Origin of the sequence: Halorussus gelatinilyticus, assembly GCF_023238445.1 — an archaeon.
Lineage (GTDB): Archaea > Halobacteriota > Halobacteria > Halobacteriales > Haladaptataceae > Halorussus > Halorussus gelatinilyticus.
Map to the genome: position 1 here is coordinate 111,941 of NZ_CP096658.1, position 15,898 is coordinate 127,838.

Here is a 15,898-nt window from a genome sequence, read left to right on the forward strand (position 1 = left end):
CGCGCCAACCGATGGGGCGGGCGCGACGGGAAGAGGTCCGAGAGCGACCGTATTTTGTGTCGCGGCGACCAAGCGTGGCGCATGAAAGTTCGCGGCCAGCGCGAGTGCAAGGACTGCGGCGCGCGGTGGTCCTACTACGAGACGGGGAGCGTCGAGTGCCCGGACTGCGGAAGCCTCCGGAGCGTCGGCGTCGAGGAAGAGCGCAACCTCCACACCGACACCCCGGTCGAGTTCGACCTGACCGAGGTCCGCGAGGACGTGGACGCCCGACCGCTCCGGGAGGTCGCCGACCGCGCGGGCGACCTCGCGGCCGAGTACGTCCGCAAGCGGGGGTTCGTGCGCGGCGGCGACCTCCGGCCGTTGGACGACACCTACCTCGCGGCCCAGGAACTCCGCCACGCCGCCGACGTGGTGGGCCGCGGACTGGACCTGAGCGACGACGAGGAGTGGTACTTCCTCGCGCTCCTGCGCGGCGCAGACGCCGGTGGCGAGTCGGCGTCGGCGACCGACGCCGACTCGCCGACCGAAACTGGCCCCGACCGACGCCCCGCGCCAGACGAGGTGCCGAAGTCGATGCAGCCGATTCGCGGACTGGCCTACGCCGACGCGGTGGCCGAGTACCGCCGCGAGATGGCCGACTGGGTGGACGAGCAGGGAGAAAGCGGCGAACCGGGGGTCCGCGCACAGGCCCGCGACGCCCTCGAAACGCTGGGCGACCACGTCAAGCGCGTGCAGGCACTCGACGGTGACGTGAACGCCGCGAACGCGGAACTGCTCGTGTCGGCGACTCGCGACGTGAGTCGCTACCTCCGCGAGGGCGACGACGACGCGCTCGTCAGCGCGCGCGACCGATTCGGCAGGTTGGCGGAGTGAACCGGTCGCAAGAGACGCGGAATCCGAGGAGATTCCCCTTACCCACCGGAGACGAACCGTTGTACTGCAGTTCTGATGTCGTTGCGGATTGACCAGTCGAGCATCCGTCCGACCGAGTGGTTCGTGTCCGGTCGGACGGGGACCGCCCTCCGAGTCAGGTCTGGTCAGAGTCCTACTCTCATTTCGTCCGGGCGTACACCGTATAGCTACGCGAGGAAAAGTTGGGTTTTCACAACTTACGGGACGAAATCCACCATCAATAGACATTTACTGCTCAGGTCAGAGTACTCACAACGATGCGCCGACGAACGGTCCTCGCCGCAGCGTCCGGCCTCTTCGCCGGATGTCCCGGTTCTAACGGCTCCGGCACGGAGACCCCGAGTCAGCGAACGGTTCGAACGACGGCTGACCCACCGCGACTGCGCGTCACTCGCCGAGTCCCCGACTACCTGCCCCGATGACGACGGTCGGCTTCGGATCGCGGTTTCGCCGACCGTCGGGGCGCTCTCGGACGGTCCCGTCACGATGACCGTCGAAAATACGGCCGACGAACGGTTCGTCACGAATCATTACCGTTGGACACTGCAGAAGTGGGACGGAGGTCGGTGGCGGCGTATCGCTCCGCTCGCGGTTCCCGGACCCCTACATCGTATTCCGCCCGGTGAATCCCACGAGTATCGTCTCTCACCGACCGATGGCGTCGCCCGCGGTCAAGACGCGTATTTCGCCGAGTCCGACATCACAATCGGTGGGCTCGGACCCGGTGTCTACGGTCTGTCGATGCGGGGCTACTTCGAGTCCGTGCCAGATACCGAGCGAGTAGCCGCGGCGGTGTTCGGGTTCGCTGGCAGCGGAAACCCGATTCGGCCGACGAACGGCGTAACCTCGGTTACGCGCGACGGGTCGTCGCTGATCGTCCGTAGCGAGACTGTCCAAAGCGAGCGCGAGACACTCACAGCATCGTTCGTGGAGGGTGCGGCCGACGTTCCGCTCTTACCGGAACACGTCCGCCAACTCGCAGGCCTGCTGAACACGCTCTCCTACGCGCCGACCGAGGGCGTCGATACCGTCCGATACGTCGGCCGTACCGACGACGTGCAACTGGTCGAGACGTACCTTTCCGCGGTCACGCCGTCGGATGCGACTCGCTACGGGTTCCGCGACTACACCTTCGAGTTGTCCGTCGGAGAGTAGCGTTGGGACTCGATTCAGGGCAGGTCCACGTCCACGCCTTCCTGTCGGCCCGCGGCCTTGACCGTGTTGTAGAGGAGCATCGCGCGGGTCATCGGGCCGACGCCGCCGGGGACCGGCGTGATGGCGCTGGCCTTCTCCTTCGCGCTCTCGAAGTCCACGTCGCCGACGAGTTCGTAGCCCTTCTCGTTGTCGGCGTCCACGCGGTTGACGCCCACGTCGATGACCGTCGTCCCCTCCGAGAGCATCGACCCGTCTATCATCTCCGGGACGCCGCAGGCCGCGACCACCACGTCGGCCTGTCGAGTCTTCGCCGCGAGGTCGTCGGTCCGGGAGTGGCACACCGTCACGGTGGCGTTGCCGTCCTCGGCCTTCTGGACGAGCAGGTTGGCCAGCGGCTTGCCGACGATGTTCGACCGGCCGACGACGGTCACGTCCGCGCCCTCGGTCTCGACGTCCGCCGAGTCGAGCAGTTTCTGGACGCCGTGGGGAGTGCAGGGTCGGTAGCGCGCGTGGCCCGCGACGAGTCGCCCGACGTTCTCTGGGTGGAAGCCGTCCACGTCCTTCTCGGGGTCCACGGCCCGGAGGACCTCGCGGTCGTCCACGTGGTCCGGGACGGGCATCTGGACCAAAATTCCGTGGACGTCGGGGTCGTCGTTGAGGTCCGCGACGGTCTCGTGGAGGTCCTCGGCCGGTGCGTCGGGGTCTATCTCGACGTGGATGCCCTCGATGCCGACCTCCTCGCAGTCGCGCTGTTTCATCGAGACGTAGGTCTCGCTCGCGGGGTCGTCGCTCATCAGGACGGTCGCCAGTCCGACTTCGACGCCCTCGTCGGCCAGCGTCTCGATGCTGTCCCGGAGGTCGTCGCGGATTCGCTCGGCGACGGCGTCGCCGTCGATTACCTCTGTCATCACCTGCAACTGGGACGCCGAGCGCCTTCAACCCTCGGGTTCGTGCGTATTTTCTCTCTCTGAGAAGCGATTCGATGCACGAACTTGCATCGGGGTGGCCGGTGTCGGAACCGTTCGCTACGCGCCGCCGTCGTAGTATTAAGCGGGAAGATGTTAAGAAGACAGAAATTAACCGCGTTAATTCTCCGTTACCGTGCCCGTGACACTGCTTACTCGTAGATGGAGTTCGCCTCGCAGAGTTCCTGGACCTCCTCCGCGACCTCGCCCATCACGTCCTCGTCTCCGATGTTGTTGACGACGCGCGCGATGAGGTCGCCGACGTATCGGCAGTCTTCCTCGTCGAACCCGCGGGTCGTCAGCGCGGGCGTCCCCGCGCGGATGCCCGACGTGACGAACGGCGAGCGCGTCTCGCCGGGGACGGTGTTGGCGTTCAGCACGATGCCCACGTCTTCGAGGGCCTCTTCGGCGTCCTTTCCGGTCACGTCCTCGTGGGACTCGCGGAGGTCCACCAGTACGAGGTGGGTGTCGGTTCCCTCGGAGACGAGACCGAAGCCGTGGTCCTGTAGGCTCTCCCCGAGCGCCTTCGCGTTGGCGACGGTCTGGCTCGCGTACTCCTCGAACTCGGGTTCGAGCGCCTCCCGGAAGCCGACCGCCTTCCCCGCGATGTTGTGCATCAGCGGTCCGCCCTGCATGCCGGGGATCACCGCGGAGTCGATGTCGTCGGCGTACTCCTCGTCGCACAGCACCATCCCGCCCCGGCCCGCGCGGATGGTCTTGTGCGTCGAACCGGTCACGAAGTCGGCGACGCCGACCGGCGAGGGATGCTCGCCCGCGGCGACGAGACCCGTGATGTGGGCCATGTCCGCGAGGTGGTAGGCGTCCACCGCGTCGGCGGCCTCCTGAATCGTCTCCCACTCGACCTCGCGCGGGTACGCAGAGTAGCCGGACACGATGATGTCCGGTTCGAACTCCTCGGCGTGGTCGCGCAGGGCCTCATAGTCGAGATACCCCGTGTCGGGGTCCACTTCGTACTGCTCGACCTCGTACAACTGGCCGGTGAAGTTGGCGTGGTGACCGTGGCTGAGGTGGCCGCCGTGGGTCAGGTCGAGCGAGAGAATCTTGTCGCCGGGGTCGAGCATGGCGAAGTAGACCGCCATGTTCGCCTGCGTCCCGGAGTGGGGCTGGACGTTGACGTGTTCCGCACCCCACAGCTCTTTCGCGCGCTCGATGGCCAACTCCTCGACGGTATCGACGTGTTCGCACCCGCCGTAGTACCGCGAACCGGGGTAGCCCTCGGCGTACTTGTTGGTGAGGACGCTCCCTTGGGCCTCCATCACGGCCTCGCTGACGTGGTTCTCGCTGGCGATCATCTCCAAGGTGTCGCGCTGGCGCTCTACTTCGGCTTCGAGTGCGTCTGCTACCTCGGGGTCTACGTCGCGGACGCGGTCGTACTCCATACCCAAAATCGGTGCATCCCGGAGTATAAGCTTACCTTTCGCGGGGGAGACTCCGGGCGACAAAAATATAAAGACCCGGTGAGACACGTTGTACGACGCCGACATGATCGAGTGGGAGGAGACGGATTCCGGGTTGCGCGTGTTCGACCGTACGAAGACGGAGGTGTGTATCGAGACGACCGGCTGGGACGCGGCGAGCGCGGGCTACGACGTGGACCGTCCACTCGACGAGACGGTTTCCGGGCACGTCTCGGAACTTCGCTTACCGCCGGCGCTCGTGAAAGTGGTCGGTCTCGACTCCGGCGAGGAGTACAAACACGGCGGCGACGCCGACCCGCTCGACCTCTCGGACGGCGAGTACCTGCTCAACATCAGCCTCAACATCAAGACTTACGTCCGCTTTTCGGGGGCCGCGACGATCTCGAAGACGGACGAGTACGACGAACTCCACGTTTCGTTCTCGGAACCGACGCTCGTAACCTTCGGGTTCCGAAGCCATCACGAGGAACCGGTCGATACCCTCACCGTCCCGCCGACACCCGACGGCGTGGCGACTGCCGTCACGTATCTCTCGTCGTCGCACAAAGTCACGGGTCCGGACCGGTCGTACCCGACGCTTCGGGGCCATCCGCCGCGCGTCGAACTCGGCGGCGAGACCGAGATTCCGAAACCGGTCCGCGACGAGCGATTCGACGTGGGCATCGAGTTGGCGATTCCCGACGATTTCGAGTACGCCTTCGTCGCGGCACCGCTCGCGTACTACCTACAGGCCGAGATGACCGTCGAAGACCGCCGGTCGCCGGTCCTTCGCGCACCCGAAGCGGATGTCGAGCGCCGGTTCACGCCACTACCCGGCTTTCAGCACGAAGTCGCCGACGTACTTCGGCGCATGTTCTTCCTCGACTGTCTCGTCCGGAACGCGGGCGAGTACAGTTGGGACCTCGCGGAACTTCCGTTGCTGGACGAGGTGGGTATCGACGCCGAGGAGACCTACGACTCCTCGCCCGCCGAACAGCTCGCCACTTATCTCGACGCCCCCTACGAGCGCATCGACGACGACCTGCCGGAATGGCACCTTGCAATGCACGTCGATCCGCGTCCGGACAACGCGGCTTCGCTCCCGTACTTCTTGGACAATTTAAGTCTCGTCTACCTGCCTGAATCGACCGATCTGGAGAAGGACGAGCTATTGAACAAGTCGATCGACGACTTCTACCGCGGTGAGAGCCCCGAGATAGGTCCTCCTGACCCGACCGCTCCGAGACCGGCCGCGGGAACGGTCCGGAAGGGACCCGGCCCGGTCAAATCGGTCGATAGGCGGGACCCAGTGCTTCACGAGGGAGAGGTCAACGGCTGGCTCGCCGACGGCGTACCTATAGACGTTTTCAAAGCGGTTCCGAAAGCGTACGAGAACCGATTTGATTACTTACATCGAGAAGACGTCGATATCGACGTAACCGTCATCCTCAATGACGACGAAATGGCCGACGAACACGAGACGGTCGCCGAAATCTATGCGAAGCGCGCAGAGGCCCTTGCGATAGACGTAACGGTCCACGAGAACCTCTCGAAGGCCGAACTGGCCGACGTGCTAGAGTCACCACACGACTTCGTTCATTACATAGGCCACTGCGAGGAGGACGGACTTCGGTGCCGGAACGGAAATCTCGCGGTGTCGGATATCGAAGAAAGCAGGGTTCAGACGTTCTTCTTGAACGCCTGCGGGTCGTATTACGAAGGCCGAGATCTCGTAAGGCAGGGTAGTGTCGCAGGTGCAGTAACGTTCACGAAAGTCCTGAATAAACAGGCCGCGAAGGTCGGCGTGGCGTTCGCCCGGCTACTGATTCACGGCTACGACATCGCCCGTGCGATTCAACTCGCACGTCGTCGCATCATGATGGGAAAGGATTACGCGGTCGTCGGCGATGGGACACACCGACTCATACAGTGCGACAACCGATTTCCCGGTTTCGCTACCCTCAAAAAGAACGATGGCAGATACGAGGTCGAGTACAAGAATCTCTCGATACCTCACATCGGCGGCGTTTACGAGGTCTATCGGAACGGCAAAGAAAAACCCCGATTGCAGGGGTCAAGTTCGAATTTCACCGTGAATCAATCCGAACTCCTCGCCTTCTTAGAACGGGCAAAAGCGCCGTTCGTGTACGACGGCGACCTCTTTTGGTCTGAAGAACTCTCAAGCCGAATACAGGGGGACTAGGGCCCGCCCGTCGCACCAGTTGCCTCTTGGATACTGACTCCGAACTCGAAGGCGACCGAGCTACCGATAACTATTGCGTACGCTGCGTTCATCGCTCGCGGACTCTCCATGACCCGTTGTCGAATCTTATCTCGCATGGCTTGGTTCGTGTTAGAGAGCCCCACTACTTTATTGTTTTGTATCTTTCATGCGGGAGTAGAAGCAGAATAACCCAAGAAAGGGGCCATTAAACCTATCCACCGACCGCCCGAATTCGAGACGACGCGCCGCCGACCCCGGCGTCTCCTCCCGGTTTTCACCCGACTTCTTGTTTAAACTTCATGAAGGCGTGGAACCCAAAACCGACACGGAAATTCGATTAGAATTGCCGAAGTGACTGCTTGGTATCTCCGGATAATCCGTGATTTCCCCCCGTTACTAACGTTAAAATTAAGTAGGGGTAAAACGTTTGTCGGTACATGGAGACCGAATCGAATTTACTCGACCACGAAATCGCCGAAATCCTTCGGACGGTCATCGACGAAGCGCCCGAATCGATGCTCGTCGTCAACCCGTCGAAGGACGCTATCGAAGAGCTGATCACCGTCGCCACGGAGTACGAGGGCGACCTGCCGGAACTGCGCATGCTCGCGCAGTCGGGCACGCTAAAAGACGTGATGGAGGACTTCATCGTCGGCAGTAACGCGGCAGACCTCATCGACGCGGGGTCGCTCTCGCTGCGCACCACCGACGACGTGCCGAGCAACTCCCTGCTCGTCACCGACGAAGTCGTCATCGCGCTCGTGACGGCCGACGACCGCGTCGGCGGGCTCACGGCCGACGACGAGGAGTTCGTCGCGGAAGCCTACGACTCCTACTCCGCGCAGTTCGAGGCCGCCGACGAGTTCTCGCTGCGCACCCCGCCGCTCTCGCGCGTCCGCGACACGCTCGGCGACGAGATCAGCCCCGACGCCCAAGAGGACTTCGACGAAGTGCTGTCCTCGATGGAGACCGCGCGTGGCGACGGCGACGGACTCGACGAGGTTACCATCAGTCTGCTCGTCGCGGCGAAGAACGAGGCCTTGCTGTACGACATCAGCAAGTGGGGCGAGGACGTCGGCATCGCCAGCAAGGCGACGTTCTCGCGGACGAAGACCAAGCTCGAAGACATGGGTCTCATCGGGACCGAGAAGGTCCCCATCGACGTTGGTCGCCCGCGCCTGCGCCTGAAGCTGGCCAACGACGAACTCCGCAACGCGGACACCGACCAGCTCGCCAGCGCGGCCCAGAGCCTCCTGCACTGACCACGAACTCGCACTTTTTCGCGCGGTAGCCCCCGAGCGATAGCACCGCGTTTTTCCGGTCTCCGTTCCTCGATGTCGCCATGAACGCACCGACAGTCGGACTCGTAGGTGAGGGTCCGGCAATCGACGCCGTGGCGGCCGCGCTCGCCGACGTAGACGCCGAAACCGTCGAGTGTGCCCCAGAGCAGGTCGCAGGGACCGACTTCGCGGTGGTCGTCGGTGACGCCGACGACCACCGCCCCGCCGACGACCGCCGCGACGCGCGGTTCGCCGCGGCGAACCACGCGGCCCGCGACGGCGGAACCCCGTGGCTCGCGGTCGAACACGGCGGCGTCGGCGGCCACAGCCTCCAGATAGCGGCGGCAGTCTCCGGATTCGCGCCGGGGACCGCCTGCTGGGACTGCCTCCGGACGCGCGTCGCCGCGAATCTGGACGCGGAGCGCGAGGCGTCCGACGACGCCGAGTCGGTCTCGGAAGAGACCGATTCGGCCGGTTCCGACCCGGCGAGTGCGCGCTTCGCGGGCGCGCTCGCCGGGCGCGAGGCCGCGACCCTCCTCTCGGGCGGCGAGTCGCGGGTTCTGGGCGGCGTCGTGGAGGTGCCCCACGCCGAACGAAACGTGCTTCCCGTGCCCGGTTGTGCGGTCTGCGACGACGAGTCGTCGGGGAGTCTCGGTCTCTCGCCGTCCCTCGACCGCGCGTACGCCGACACCGAACTGGAGGGTGCGCTCGCGCGCGCCGAGCGGGCCGTGGACGAGCGCGTCGGTCTCGTCTCGACCATCGGCGAAGCCGAGTCGTTCCCCGCGCCGTACTACCTCGCCCAACTCGCCGACACGTCGGGGTTCAGCGACGCGCAGGCCGCCGAGCAGGCCGCGGGCGTCGCCGACGACTGGAACGCCGCGCTGATGAAGGCGCTCGGCGAGGCGCTCGAACGCTACGCCGCGGGCGTCTACCGGGAAGCGGGCTTCCGGACCGCGCGCGCGGCGGACTTCGATGCGGCCGACTCCGTGGTCCCGCCAGCCGAGTTCGTCCGGCCGGAGGGCTGGAGCGACGCGAGCGCGGACGACGAACTCGCGTGGGTCGAAGGGCGGAACCTCCACCGCGGCGAGGCAGTCCACCTCCCTGCCGAGTTCGTCCACTTCCCGCCGCCCGAGGTCCGCCACAAGCCCTCCATCACGACCGGTCTCGGTCTCGGCAGTTCGACCGTCGAGGCCCTGCTCGCCGGCCTGTACGAGGTCATCGAGCGCGACGCAACGATGCTCTCGTGGTACTCCACCTTCGACCCGCTCGAACTCGCGGTCGAGGACGAGCGATTCGACGCGCTTCGGTCGCGCGCACGCGCGGAGAACTTGGAGGTCACGCCCCTGTTGGTCACGCAGGACGCGGACGTGCCGGTCGTCGCGGTCGCGGTCCACCGCGAGGGCGCGTGGCCCCGATTCGCGGTCGGGTCCGACGCCGACCTCGACCCGGAGGCGGCCGCGACCGCGGCGCTCGCCGAGGCGCTCCAGAACTGGATGGAACTGCGCTCGATGGGCGAGGACGACGCCGCCGACGCCGACGGTGCAATCGGCCGGTACGCCGACTTCCCCGACACCGCTCGGGAGTTCGTCGCCGCCGATACGTCGATTCCCGCGGCGAGCGTCGGCCCGGCCGACCCGCCCGTCGGCGAGGCGGAACTCCACGCGCTCCTGGGGCGTCTCGCGGACGCCGACCTGTCGGCCTACGCCGCGCGCCTGACGACCCGCGACGTAGAGCGACTCGGGTTCGAGGCGGTTCGGGTACTTGTTCCGGCGGCCCAACCGCTGTTCACCGGCGAGTCGTTCTTCGGCGAGCGGTCGCGCGAAGTGCCCCCGGAACTGGGCTTCGAGTTCCGGCCGGACCGAGACCTGCATCCGTACCCCTGAGCCGTCGGCCCGACGACGTTTCTCGCGGCAATCCGACCCGGAACCGCAAGCCGCTTTACGGGTCGCCTGACTACGGGATGGCGTGTACGCGCCGACTCGTCTCGCGGGCTACGCCGTCCTGTTGGTCACGCCGGTCGCGTTGCTCGCCAGCGCGCTGTTCTCCGGCGGCGTCTCGGCCGCGGTCGTGGGTCTCGAAGGGGGAGTGGTCCTCGCCGGGGGCGTCGCCGCGGCGACCGAACGGGAGCGCGCGCTCGAAGCGGCCGACACCTACGAACTCGAACTGGGCGACCTCCGCGACGCGTTCGCGGTCCTCGCCGCGGCGGTCCTCACCTACGTCCTGAGCGTCCGGTTCGGTCTCGGACCGGTCGTCGCCTCGGCGCTCGTCGGCCTCGTTGCGGGAGTCGCCACGCCCCGAATCGGCGTTCCGGCCTACTGCGGATCGTTCGTCGGCATGGCCTCGCCCGACCTCTTCCCGTCGGTCGGTTACCTCGCGCTCGCGGGCCTGCTCTCCGGCGTCGCGTTCGTCGCGGCCGAGCGCGCGTTCGACGGCTTCGGCGGGAAGTTGGGGACGCTCGCGCTCTTCGGGTGCGCGACGACGGCCGTACTTACCGGCGCGGACTTCGCCGCCGGAAGCGCGCTCGCGTGGACCGACGCGCTCGTCGTGGTCCCGGTGTCGGTCGCGGGTGCCGTCGTGACCGCCGTCCTGAGCCTCCGTCTCGACCTCGGCGCGGTCGTCGGGTCCGCGCTCGTCGGACTCGCGGCGGGTCTCGGTCTCCCGGCGGTTTCGGGCGTGTCGGGCGGGACGCTGGCCGCGGCGGCGTTCTGCGCCTCGTTCGTCGGCATGACCTCCACCGGGCGACTCGACGGCGAGGCGCGCGTCGCGCTGGCCGGGGCGGTCTGCGGACTCGTCTTCGTCGCCGTCACGGCCGCGCTCGCCGGCGCAGGCGGGAAGTTGGGGACCATCGCGTTCGTCTCCTGCGTCACGACCGCGGGCGCGGAGGGACTGGTCGTCCGACTCCGGTCGTGACCGCCGTTCGACCAAATGTTAAGTCGCCGAAATACGAATCGTCGCTATGAACCGCGACGACTTGTCCGGCCACTTCGAGTGGTTCGCCGACTGGTGCGTCGGCACCTCGCCGCTGTACGAGCGACTCGCGCGCGGGGTCGCCGCCGACCCCGACCTCCTCGACCTCGCCAGCGCTCCTCCCGACGACCGGTCGCCCGCCCACCTGCTGTTCGCGGCGGTGCAGTTCCTACTCCTGTCCGGCAACGAATCGTCGCTGGCGGACTTCTACCCCACCGTCACCGACCACCCGACCGACCCCGCCGAACGGGACCCGGTTCCCGCGTTCCGGGAGTTCTGCCTCTCGAACGCCGACGCGATTCGGAACCTGACGACGACCCGCCGGACTCAGACCAACAGCGTCCGGCGGTGTGCCGCCCTGCTTCCGGCGTTCGAGGAGGTGTCGCGGCACGCGAGTCGCGGGTGCGCCCGCGACGCGCGCGAACCGCTCGCGCTGGTCGAAGTCGGACCGAGTGCAGGCCTGAACCTGCTGTGGGACCGGTACGGCTACGACTACGGCCCGGGCGGACGCTACGGGACCCTCGACTCGCCGGTCCGCGTCGAGTCGACGGTGCACGAGGGCGACCCGCCGCTCCCCGAGAACGCCCCGCCGGTCGCCTCGCGGGTCGGCGTGGACCTGAACCCGCTGGACGTGACCGACGACGCCGACGCGCGGTGGCTCCGCTCGCTGGTGTGGCCCGAACACGACGACCGCCATCGGACGCTCCGGAGCGCCATTCGAGTCGCCCGCGAGCACCCGCCCGACCTCCGGGAGGGCGACGCGCTCGACCTCCTCCCGACGGTTCTCGCCGAGATTCCCGACGACCGGCCGGTCTGCCTGTTCGACACGCAGGTTCGCTACCAGTTGGACGAGGCGGCCCGCGACCGCTTCGACGCGCTCGTGGCGGAGCTGGGCGCGGACCGCGACCTCTACGTCGTCTCGGGCGACTTGACCGCCAGCGAGTACGAGCAAGCCATCGACCTCACGCTGACGACCGTCGAGGGAGATTCGAAATCGGAGGACCGCGAGCGAGCGGAGTTGCAAACCGAACGCCTCGGCGTCTACCAACAACACGGCGCGTGGATAACGTGGGACGAGTGAGGACGCGAACCGATAGTTTTCGTAAGCAGGGGTTTTATGCCTTGCCTTGTAGTACGTGCTAGCGTATGACAGCATTTTTGACGACCGATTACTCGGGGGTACGGGGATGACTTCGGAGTACGACCTCGACTGTGCGACCTGCGGCGCGTCGCTGACCCGCCGCGAGGTGTCGGGCGAGGTGTTGGAAGTCGATGACTCGGACTCTCCGGAACTCGGCGCGGCCGAATCGCTGGAGGTCGCGGAGTGTCCGAACTGCGGGGGGCGCTACTTTCCGGAACCGACGTTAGAACGACTCGAAAACTGAAACGCTGTTTTTCTCAGATGCCGAACGTCGCGCGGAGCATGTCGCGCGTGCCGGGACCGAGACCGACCGCGACGATGGCCACGAGCAACAGGATGGCGTAGCGCGGACTCTCCTCGAAGATGCCCTCGTCGAACACCCAGACGACGAAGACCGCGGCCACGATTTTGACCAGCAGGAAGGGCCACGCGGTGCCGATTAGCTCCACGACCGGTTCGGGGAACTGCTCGCCCACGCCGATGAGGAATCGGTTGACGGGGTGTTTGGGAACGAGGTCGGCGGGCAGTCCCAGCTCTCGCGCCCAGTCGATGCCGACGACGTTGGCGACGCCGTCAACCGCGTGCGCCCAGATGACGACGATGCCCATCTTGCCCGTCCCCTCGTTGACCTCGGGCGCGTAGCGGGTGAGACCCTCCCACGTCAGCCACGTCACGAGGGTCGCGCCGACGAGGACGACGACCGTAATCTGGGGGAAGAAGTCCACGTAGTCGGTCGTGACCGCGAGGAAACCGAGGTAACCGACCGACGCGGAGAGCAGCGCCGTGCCGATACCCGCGAGGGTGTACCGGTAGCCCTCGGTCGCGCCGGAGTTGCGGAGCCAGACGCTCGCCAGCAGGGCCGCCAGCGTGACGGCGAACATCGTGAAGTAGATGACGGGGCTGATGATGAGGGTGTTCCACGGGAACGAGATGGCGGCCTGAGCCGGGTCGAGGGCATCGAAGGCGTCCTCTATCACGCGGAGCGCGCCCCCGAACAGCATGTAGGGGAACAGCGCGTAGAACAGGCCGCGGTCCCGTCCGACCTCGAGTCGCCGGAGCATGAAGACGATGCCCAGCAGCGCAAGCAGCATCGTCAGCGCGTAGCCGACCTCCGAGACCAGCGTGTAGCCGGGGTACGCGACCGGTTCCGGCGCGGCCGCGCAGGCGCTCGACTCGTAGAGGAAGCTTACCGAACCGTCGGCGTAGGCCGCACACTGGGCGCTCTTGGCGTCGGCGACGACCGGCCCCCAGAAGTAGTGCCAGACGAATCCGTAGTAGACGCGCTCCGGAAAGACGAGGACGCCGCCGACGAGCGCGACCAACAGCGCGGCGACCGTCCCACCCCAGAGTTGCTCGGAGTCCATTCCTTCGGTCACGGTACTCATGTTTGTCAAGGCGAAAGCCGACGGTTTTACGGTTCCGGTCTCGGTCGTCTCGGTCGCTCGTCACGGAGTCGAATCTGGCCGGGACGTCGGCGGGTCCGGTCGAAGGCGGCACGGGTCGCGGCGAACGCTATCGAACGAGCCTCGGTCTCAGACCTCGCTACCGTCGATGGGCAACTCCTCGGTCTCGTAGGGCGTGCCGAGGATGACCATCGTCTGAGAGCGCGCGAAGCCGTCCATCTGGGCGATGTTCTCGAACATCAGCTCTCGGAGTCGGTCGGCGTCCTCGGCGTAGACCCGCATCAGCACGTCCCACGAACCGGTCGTGAGGTGGACTTCCTGTACGCCGTCGATGCCTTCGAGGCGACCGAGCGTGTCCTGTTCCTGACCCTGTTCGACCTGCAGGCCGACGACTGCCGAGATACCGTAGTCGAGCGCCTTCGGGTCTACCTTCGCGTGGTACCCCTCGATGACGCCCGCTTCCTCCATCCGGTTGACCCGGTCGTGGACCGTCGCGCTGGACATGTCGATGCGGCGCGCGATCTCGCTGAACGGCGTTCGCGCGTCCTCCTGTAATGCTTCTAAGATTTCTCGGTCGGTATCATCGAGTTCCATATCCTACATCAGATTCTTTCAGACTAAATATCCTTAGAATTCACCTCGCCAGAAACGGGGGGTTGCGTTCTCGGTGAAACGACACAATATGGTTCAGGCGACGTCTCGGACGGCGGCCACCAGTTCGTCGTGGGCCTCGCCGTTCGAGGCGACGAGGCTCTCGGAGTCGTGTCGCCACCGGTCGCCGTGGAGGTCGGTGACAGTTCCCCCGGCCTGCCGGACCATGTGGACGCCAGCCACGGTGTCCCACGGGTTCGGGTCCACGTTCGTCACCGCGCCTTCGAGCGACCCAGCCGCGACCATCCCGAGCGTGACCTGCGCCGACCCGAACCGCCGGATGTCGGCGAACCGCTCGAGCAACCCCTCGCAGACCCCGGCGTACTCGTCGCGCCGGTCGAACCCCCACCAGATGGTCGGCGCGACGGCGAACGTCTCGGGGTCGGTCTTCTCGCTGACCGAGACTGGTTCGCCGTTGCGCCGAACGCCGTCTCGTCCGGCGACGTAGGTGTCCCCGAGCGCGGGACAGTCGTTGACCGCCGCGACGGGTTCGCCGTCCCGGACCGCCGCGACGCTGGTCGTCCAGACCGGAATCGATCGGACGTAGTTGTTCGTGCCGTCGATGGGGTCTATCACCCACGCGTCGCCCTCGTCGGGCACCGCCTTCAGTTCGTCCTCCTCTTCGCCGACTATCGCGTCGTCGGGATACTCCTCGCGGACGACTTCGATGACGCGGCGCTGGGTCTGGCGGTCGGCCTCGGTCACGACGTCGGTCTTCTCCGATTTGGTCTCGACTTCGATGCCGCCTCGAAAACTCTCGGCGGCGACTTCGCTTCCCGCGCTCGCGGCGCGCTTCGCCACCGCGAGGCGCTCGTCGGCGTCGTCGGTCATGTTTCCGTGGTCGGTCGTCGCGGGAAAAGCCCTGTCGGTTCGGCGGCTTCGGGTCCGGAACACGAGACGGAAGTCCGTTTCGGAGAGCGAACGGGTCACTCAGGCGCGCGCTGGCGCGTCGCCGACCGGCGGCGCGCCATCAGCGCGCGAGGGACGAGCAACGCAGGCCGTGGCCGAGTAGCGCAATCGGGTGGAGAGGACGTGGCCCGCGGTCGCGGTGCGGTGCAGTGCGGTCGCGGTCTGAAAGGAGTCGGCGATAGTCCGCCGTGCTGCAGTGCGGTCCCGTCGTGTCGGAAGTAGTCACGTTCTCTCGACTCTCGTGTCGTTCCGCGATGCGGACCATCTAGTCCGCCGAACCGACGCGCTAGTCCCCGAATCCGACACCGTAGGAGGTTTATATACCCGCCGTTTTAGGGACACACGTCAGGCGCGAACCCCAGACGGAGACCGCGTGCGAGGGTAGCCAAGCCTGGCCAACGGCGGCGGACTCAAGATCCGCTCCCGTAGGGGTCCAAGGGTTCGAATCCCTTCCCTCGCACTCGATGGCGTGGTTCTGCCACGTAGCGTGGCTTTGCCACGTCCGAAAGTGCAAGCAAGACCGCTTCGGAGCGTCTTGCCCTCGCAAACTACGGCCCACGCGGGCCCTCGCAACATTCCTCGGGTGCTAACCTCGTAGCGACTGCTCTCGGTTCGGAGAAGAACTGTATCTTGCCCTCGAAATAGCTTACACGTTTCCCACGATTCGGAACTGGTTCGAGAACTCGACGAAGACGTTCTAGAAAGCCCCCGCCCGCTCGCGGTCGCTCCGCAAGATATCCTCGACTCACCTTCGGTTCGTCTCGGATAGTAGCTTGCGGAGACGACTAAATTGGACGCGAGCGGGCGGCCCCTTTCAGTCCACTGGAGGACAAACCGCGTCCTCCGAGCCTGCACTCGCTTCACTCGCGCAGA

The 15,898-nt window shown here is 66.2% G+C and carries 14 protein-coding genes and 1 tRNA gene; 9 read left to right on the forward strand and 6 right to left on the reverse strand.

Annotated features, from left to right (window positions below; all coding sequences use genetic code 11):
• Positions 1-81 precede the first annotated feature (81 nt).
• Entirely contained in the window at positions 82-873 is a 792-nt protein-coding gene (locus tag M0R88_RS00540; RefSeq protein ID WP_248655016.1) for a DUF7117 family protein, read from the forward strand.
• 525 nt (positions 874-1,398) lie between these two features.
• On the forward strand, positions 1,399-2,067 hold the full coding sequence (locus M0R88_RS00545) for a hypothetical protein (RefSeq protein ID WP_248655017.1): 669 nt from the start codon (positions 1,399-1,401) through the stop codon (positions 2,065-2,067).
• A gap of 14 nt (positions 2,068-2,081) precedes the next feature.
• On the opposite strand, the gene M0R88_RS00550 is transcribed toward M0R88_RS00545, so the two are convergent.
• The 3 genes from M0R88_RS00550 to M0R88_RS00560 all read right to left on the reverse strand — a co-directional run bounded on the left by M0R88_RS00550 (position 2,082) and on the right by M0R88_RS00560 (position 5,015).
• Positions 2,082-2,975 carry a bifunctional methylenetetrahydrofolate dehydrogenase/methenyltetrahydrofolate cyclohydrolase gene (locus tag M0R88_RS00550; RefSeq protein WP_248655018.1) on the reverse strand — a complete coding sequence of 298 codons (894 nt, stop codon included), beginning with the start codon at positions 2,973-2,975 and terminating at the stop codon, positions 2,082-2,084.
• Between the two features lie 209 nt (positions 2,976-3,184).
• Positions 3,185-4,432, reverse strand: a complete 1,248-nt coding sequence (gene glyA, locus M0R88_RS00555; RefSeq protein ID WP_248655019.1) for a serine hydroxymethyltransferase — start codon at positions 4,430-4,432, stop codon at positions 3,185-3,187.
• 262 nt (positions 4,433-4,694) lie between these two features.
• Entirely contained in the window at positions 4,695-5,015 is a 321-nt protein-coding gene (locus M0R88_RS00560) for a hypothetical protein (protein WP_248655020.1), read from the reverse strand.
• Between the two features lie 111 nt (positions 5,016-5,126).
• On the opposite strand from M0R88_RS00560, the gene M0R88_RS00565 reads away from it, so the two are divergent.
• The 6 genes from M0R88_RS00565 (at position 5,127) to M0R88_RS00590 (ending at position 12,306) form a co-directional block, all read left to right on the forward strand.
• On the forward strand, positions 5,127-6,653 hold the full coding sequence (locus M0R88_RS00565; protein WP_248655021.1) for a hypothetical protein: 1,527 nt from the start codon (positions 5,127-5,129) through the stop codon (positions 6,651-6,653).
• 458 nt (positions 6,654-7,111) lie between these two features.
• Positions 7,112-7,936: a transcriptional regulator TbsP gene (gene tbsP / locus M0R88_RS00570; RefSeq protein ID WP_248655022.1), complete on the forward strand. Its 825-nt coding sequence runs from the start codon at positions 7,112-7,114 to the stop codon at positions 7,934-7,936.
• Between the two features lie 80 nt (positions 7,937-8,016).
• Positions 8,017-9,837, forward strand: a complete 1,821-nt coding sequence (locus tag M0R88_RS00575) for a YcaO-like family protein (protein WP_248655023.1) — start codon at positions 8,017-8,019, stop codon at positions 9,835-9,837.
• An 82-nt stretch (positions 9,838-9,919) separates the two neighbouring features.
• Positions 9,920-10,864, forward strand: a complete 945-nt coding sequence (locus M0R88_RS00580) for a hypothetical protein (protein ID WP_248655024.1) — start codon at positions 9,920-9,922, stop codon at positions 10,862-10,864.
• Positions 10,865-10,910: 46 nt separating this feature from the next.
• Positions 10,911-12,002, forward strand: a complete 1,092-nt coding sequence (locus M0R88_RS00585) for a DUF2332 domain-containing protein (RefSeq protein ID WP_248655025.1) — start codon at positions 10,911-10,913, stop codon at positions 12,000-12,002.
• Positions 12,003-12,108: 106 nt separating this feature from the next.
• Positions 12,109-12,306 (forward strand): hypothetical protein, encoded by a 198-nt coding sequence (locus tag M0R88_RS00590; protein WP_248655026.1) that lies wholly within the window; start codon positions 12,109-12,111, stop codon positions 12,304-12,306.
• Between the two features lie 13 nt (positions 12,307-12,319).
• Here the strand turns inward: M0R88_RS00590 and M0R88_RS00595 are convergent, their stop codons facing one another.
• From M0R88_RS00595 to M0R88_RS00605, 3 genes are all read right to left on the reverse strand, one after another.
• Complete coding sequence (locus M0R88_RS00595) at positions 12,320-13,447, reverse strand: DUF63 family protein (protein ID WP_248655027.1); 1,128 nt, start codon at positions 13,445-13,447, stop codon at positions 12,320-12,322.
• 147 nt (positions 13,448-13,594) lie between these two features.
• Positions 13,595-14,059 (reverse strand): Lrp/AsnC family transcriptional regulator, encoded by a 465-nt coding sequence (locus M0R88_RS00600; RefSeq protein WP_248655028.1) that lies wholly within the window; start codon positions 14,057-14,059, stop codon positions 13,595-13,597.
• A gap of 93 nt (positions 14,060-14,152) precedes the next feature.
• The gene (locus M0R88_RS00605; RefSeq protein WP_248655029.1) at positions 14,153-14,947 is read right to left on the reverse strand and encodes an inositol monophosphatase family protein; all 795 of its coding nucleotides are present in this window, start codon (positions 14,945-14,947) and stop codon (positions 14,153-14,155) included.
• 453 nt (positions 14,948-15,400) lie between these two features.
• Between M0R88_RS00605 and M0R88_RS00610 the strand changes: the two genes are divergently transcribed.
• Positions 15,401-15,485 (forward strand) — tRNA-Leu (locus M0R88_RS00610).
• Positions 15,486-15,898 lie beyond the last annotated feature (413 nt).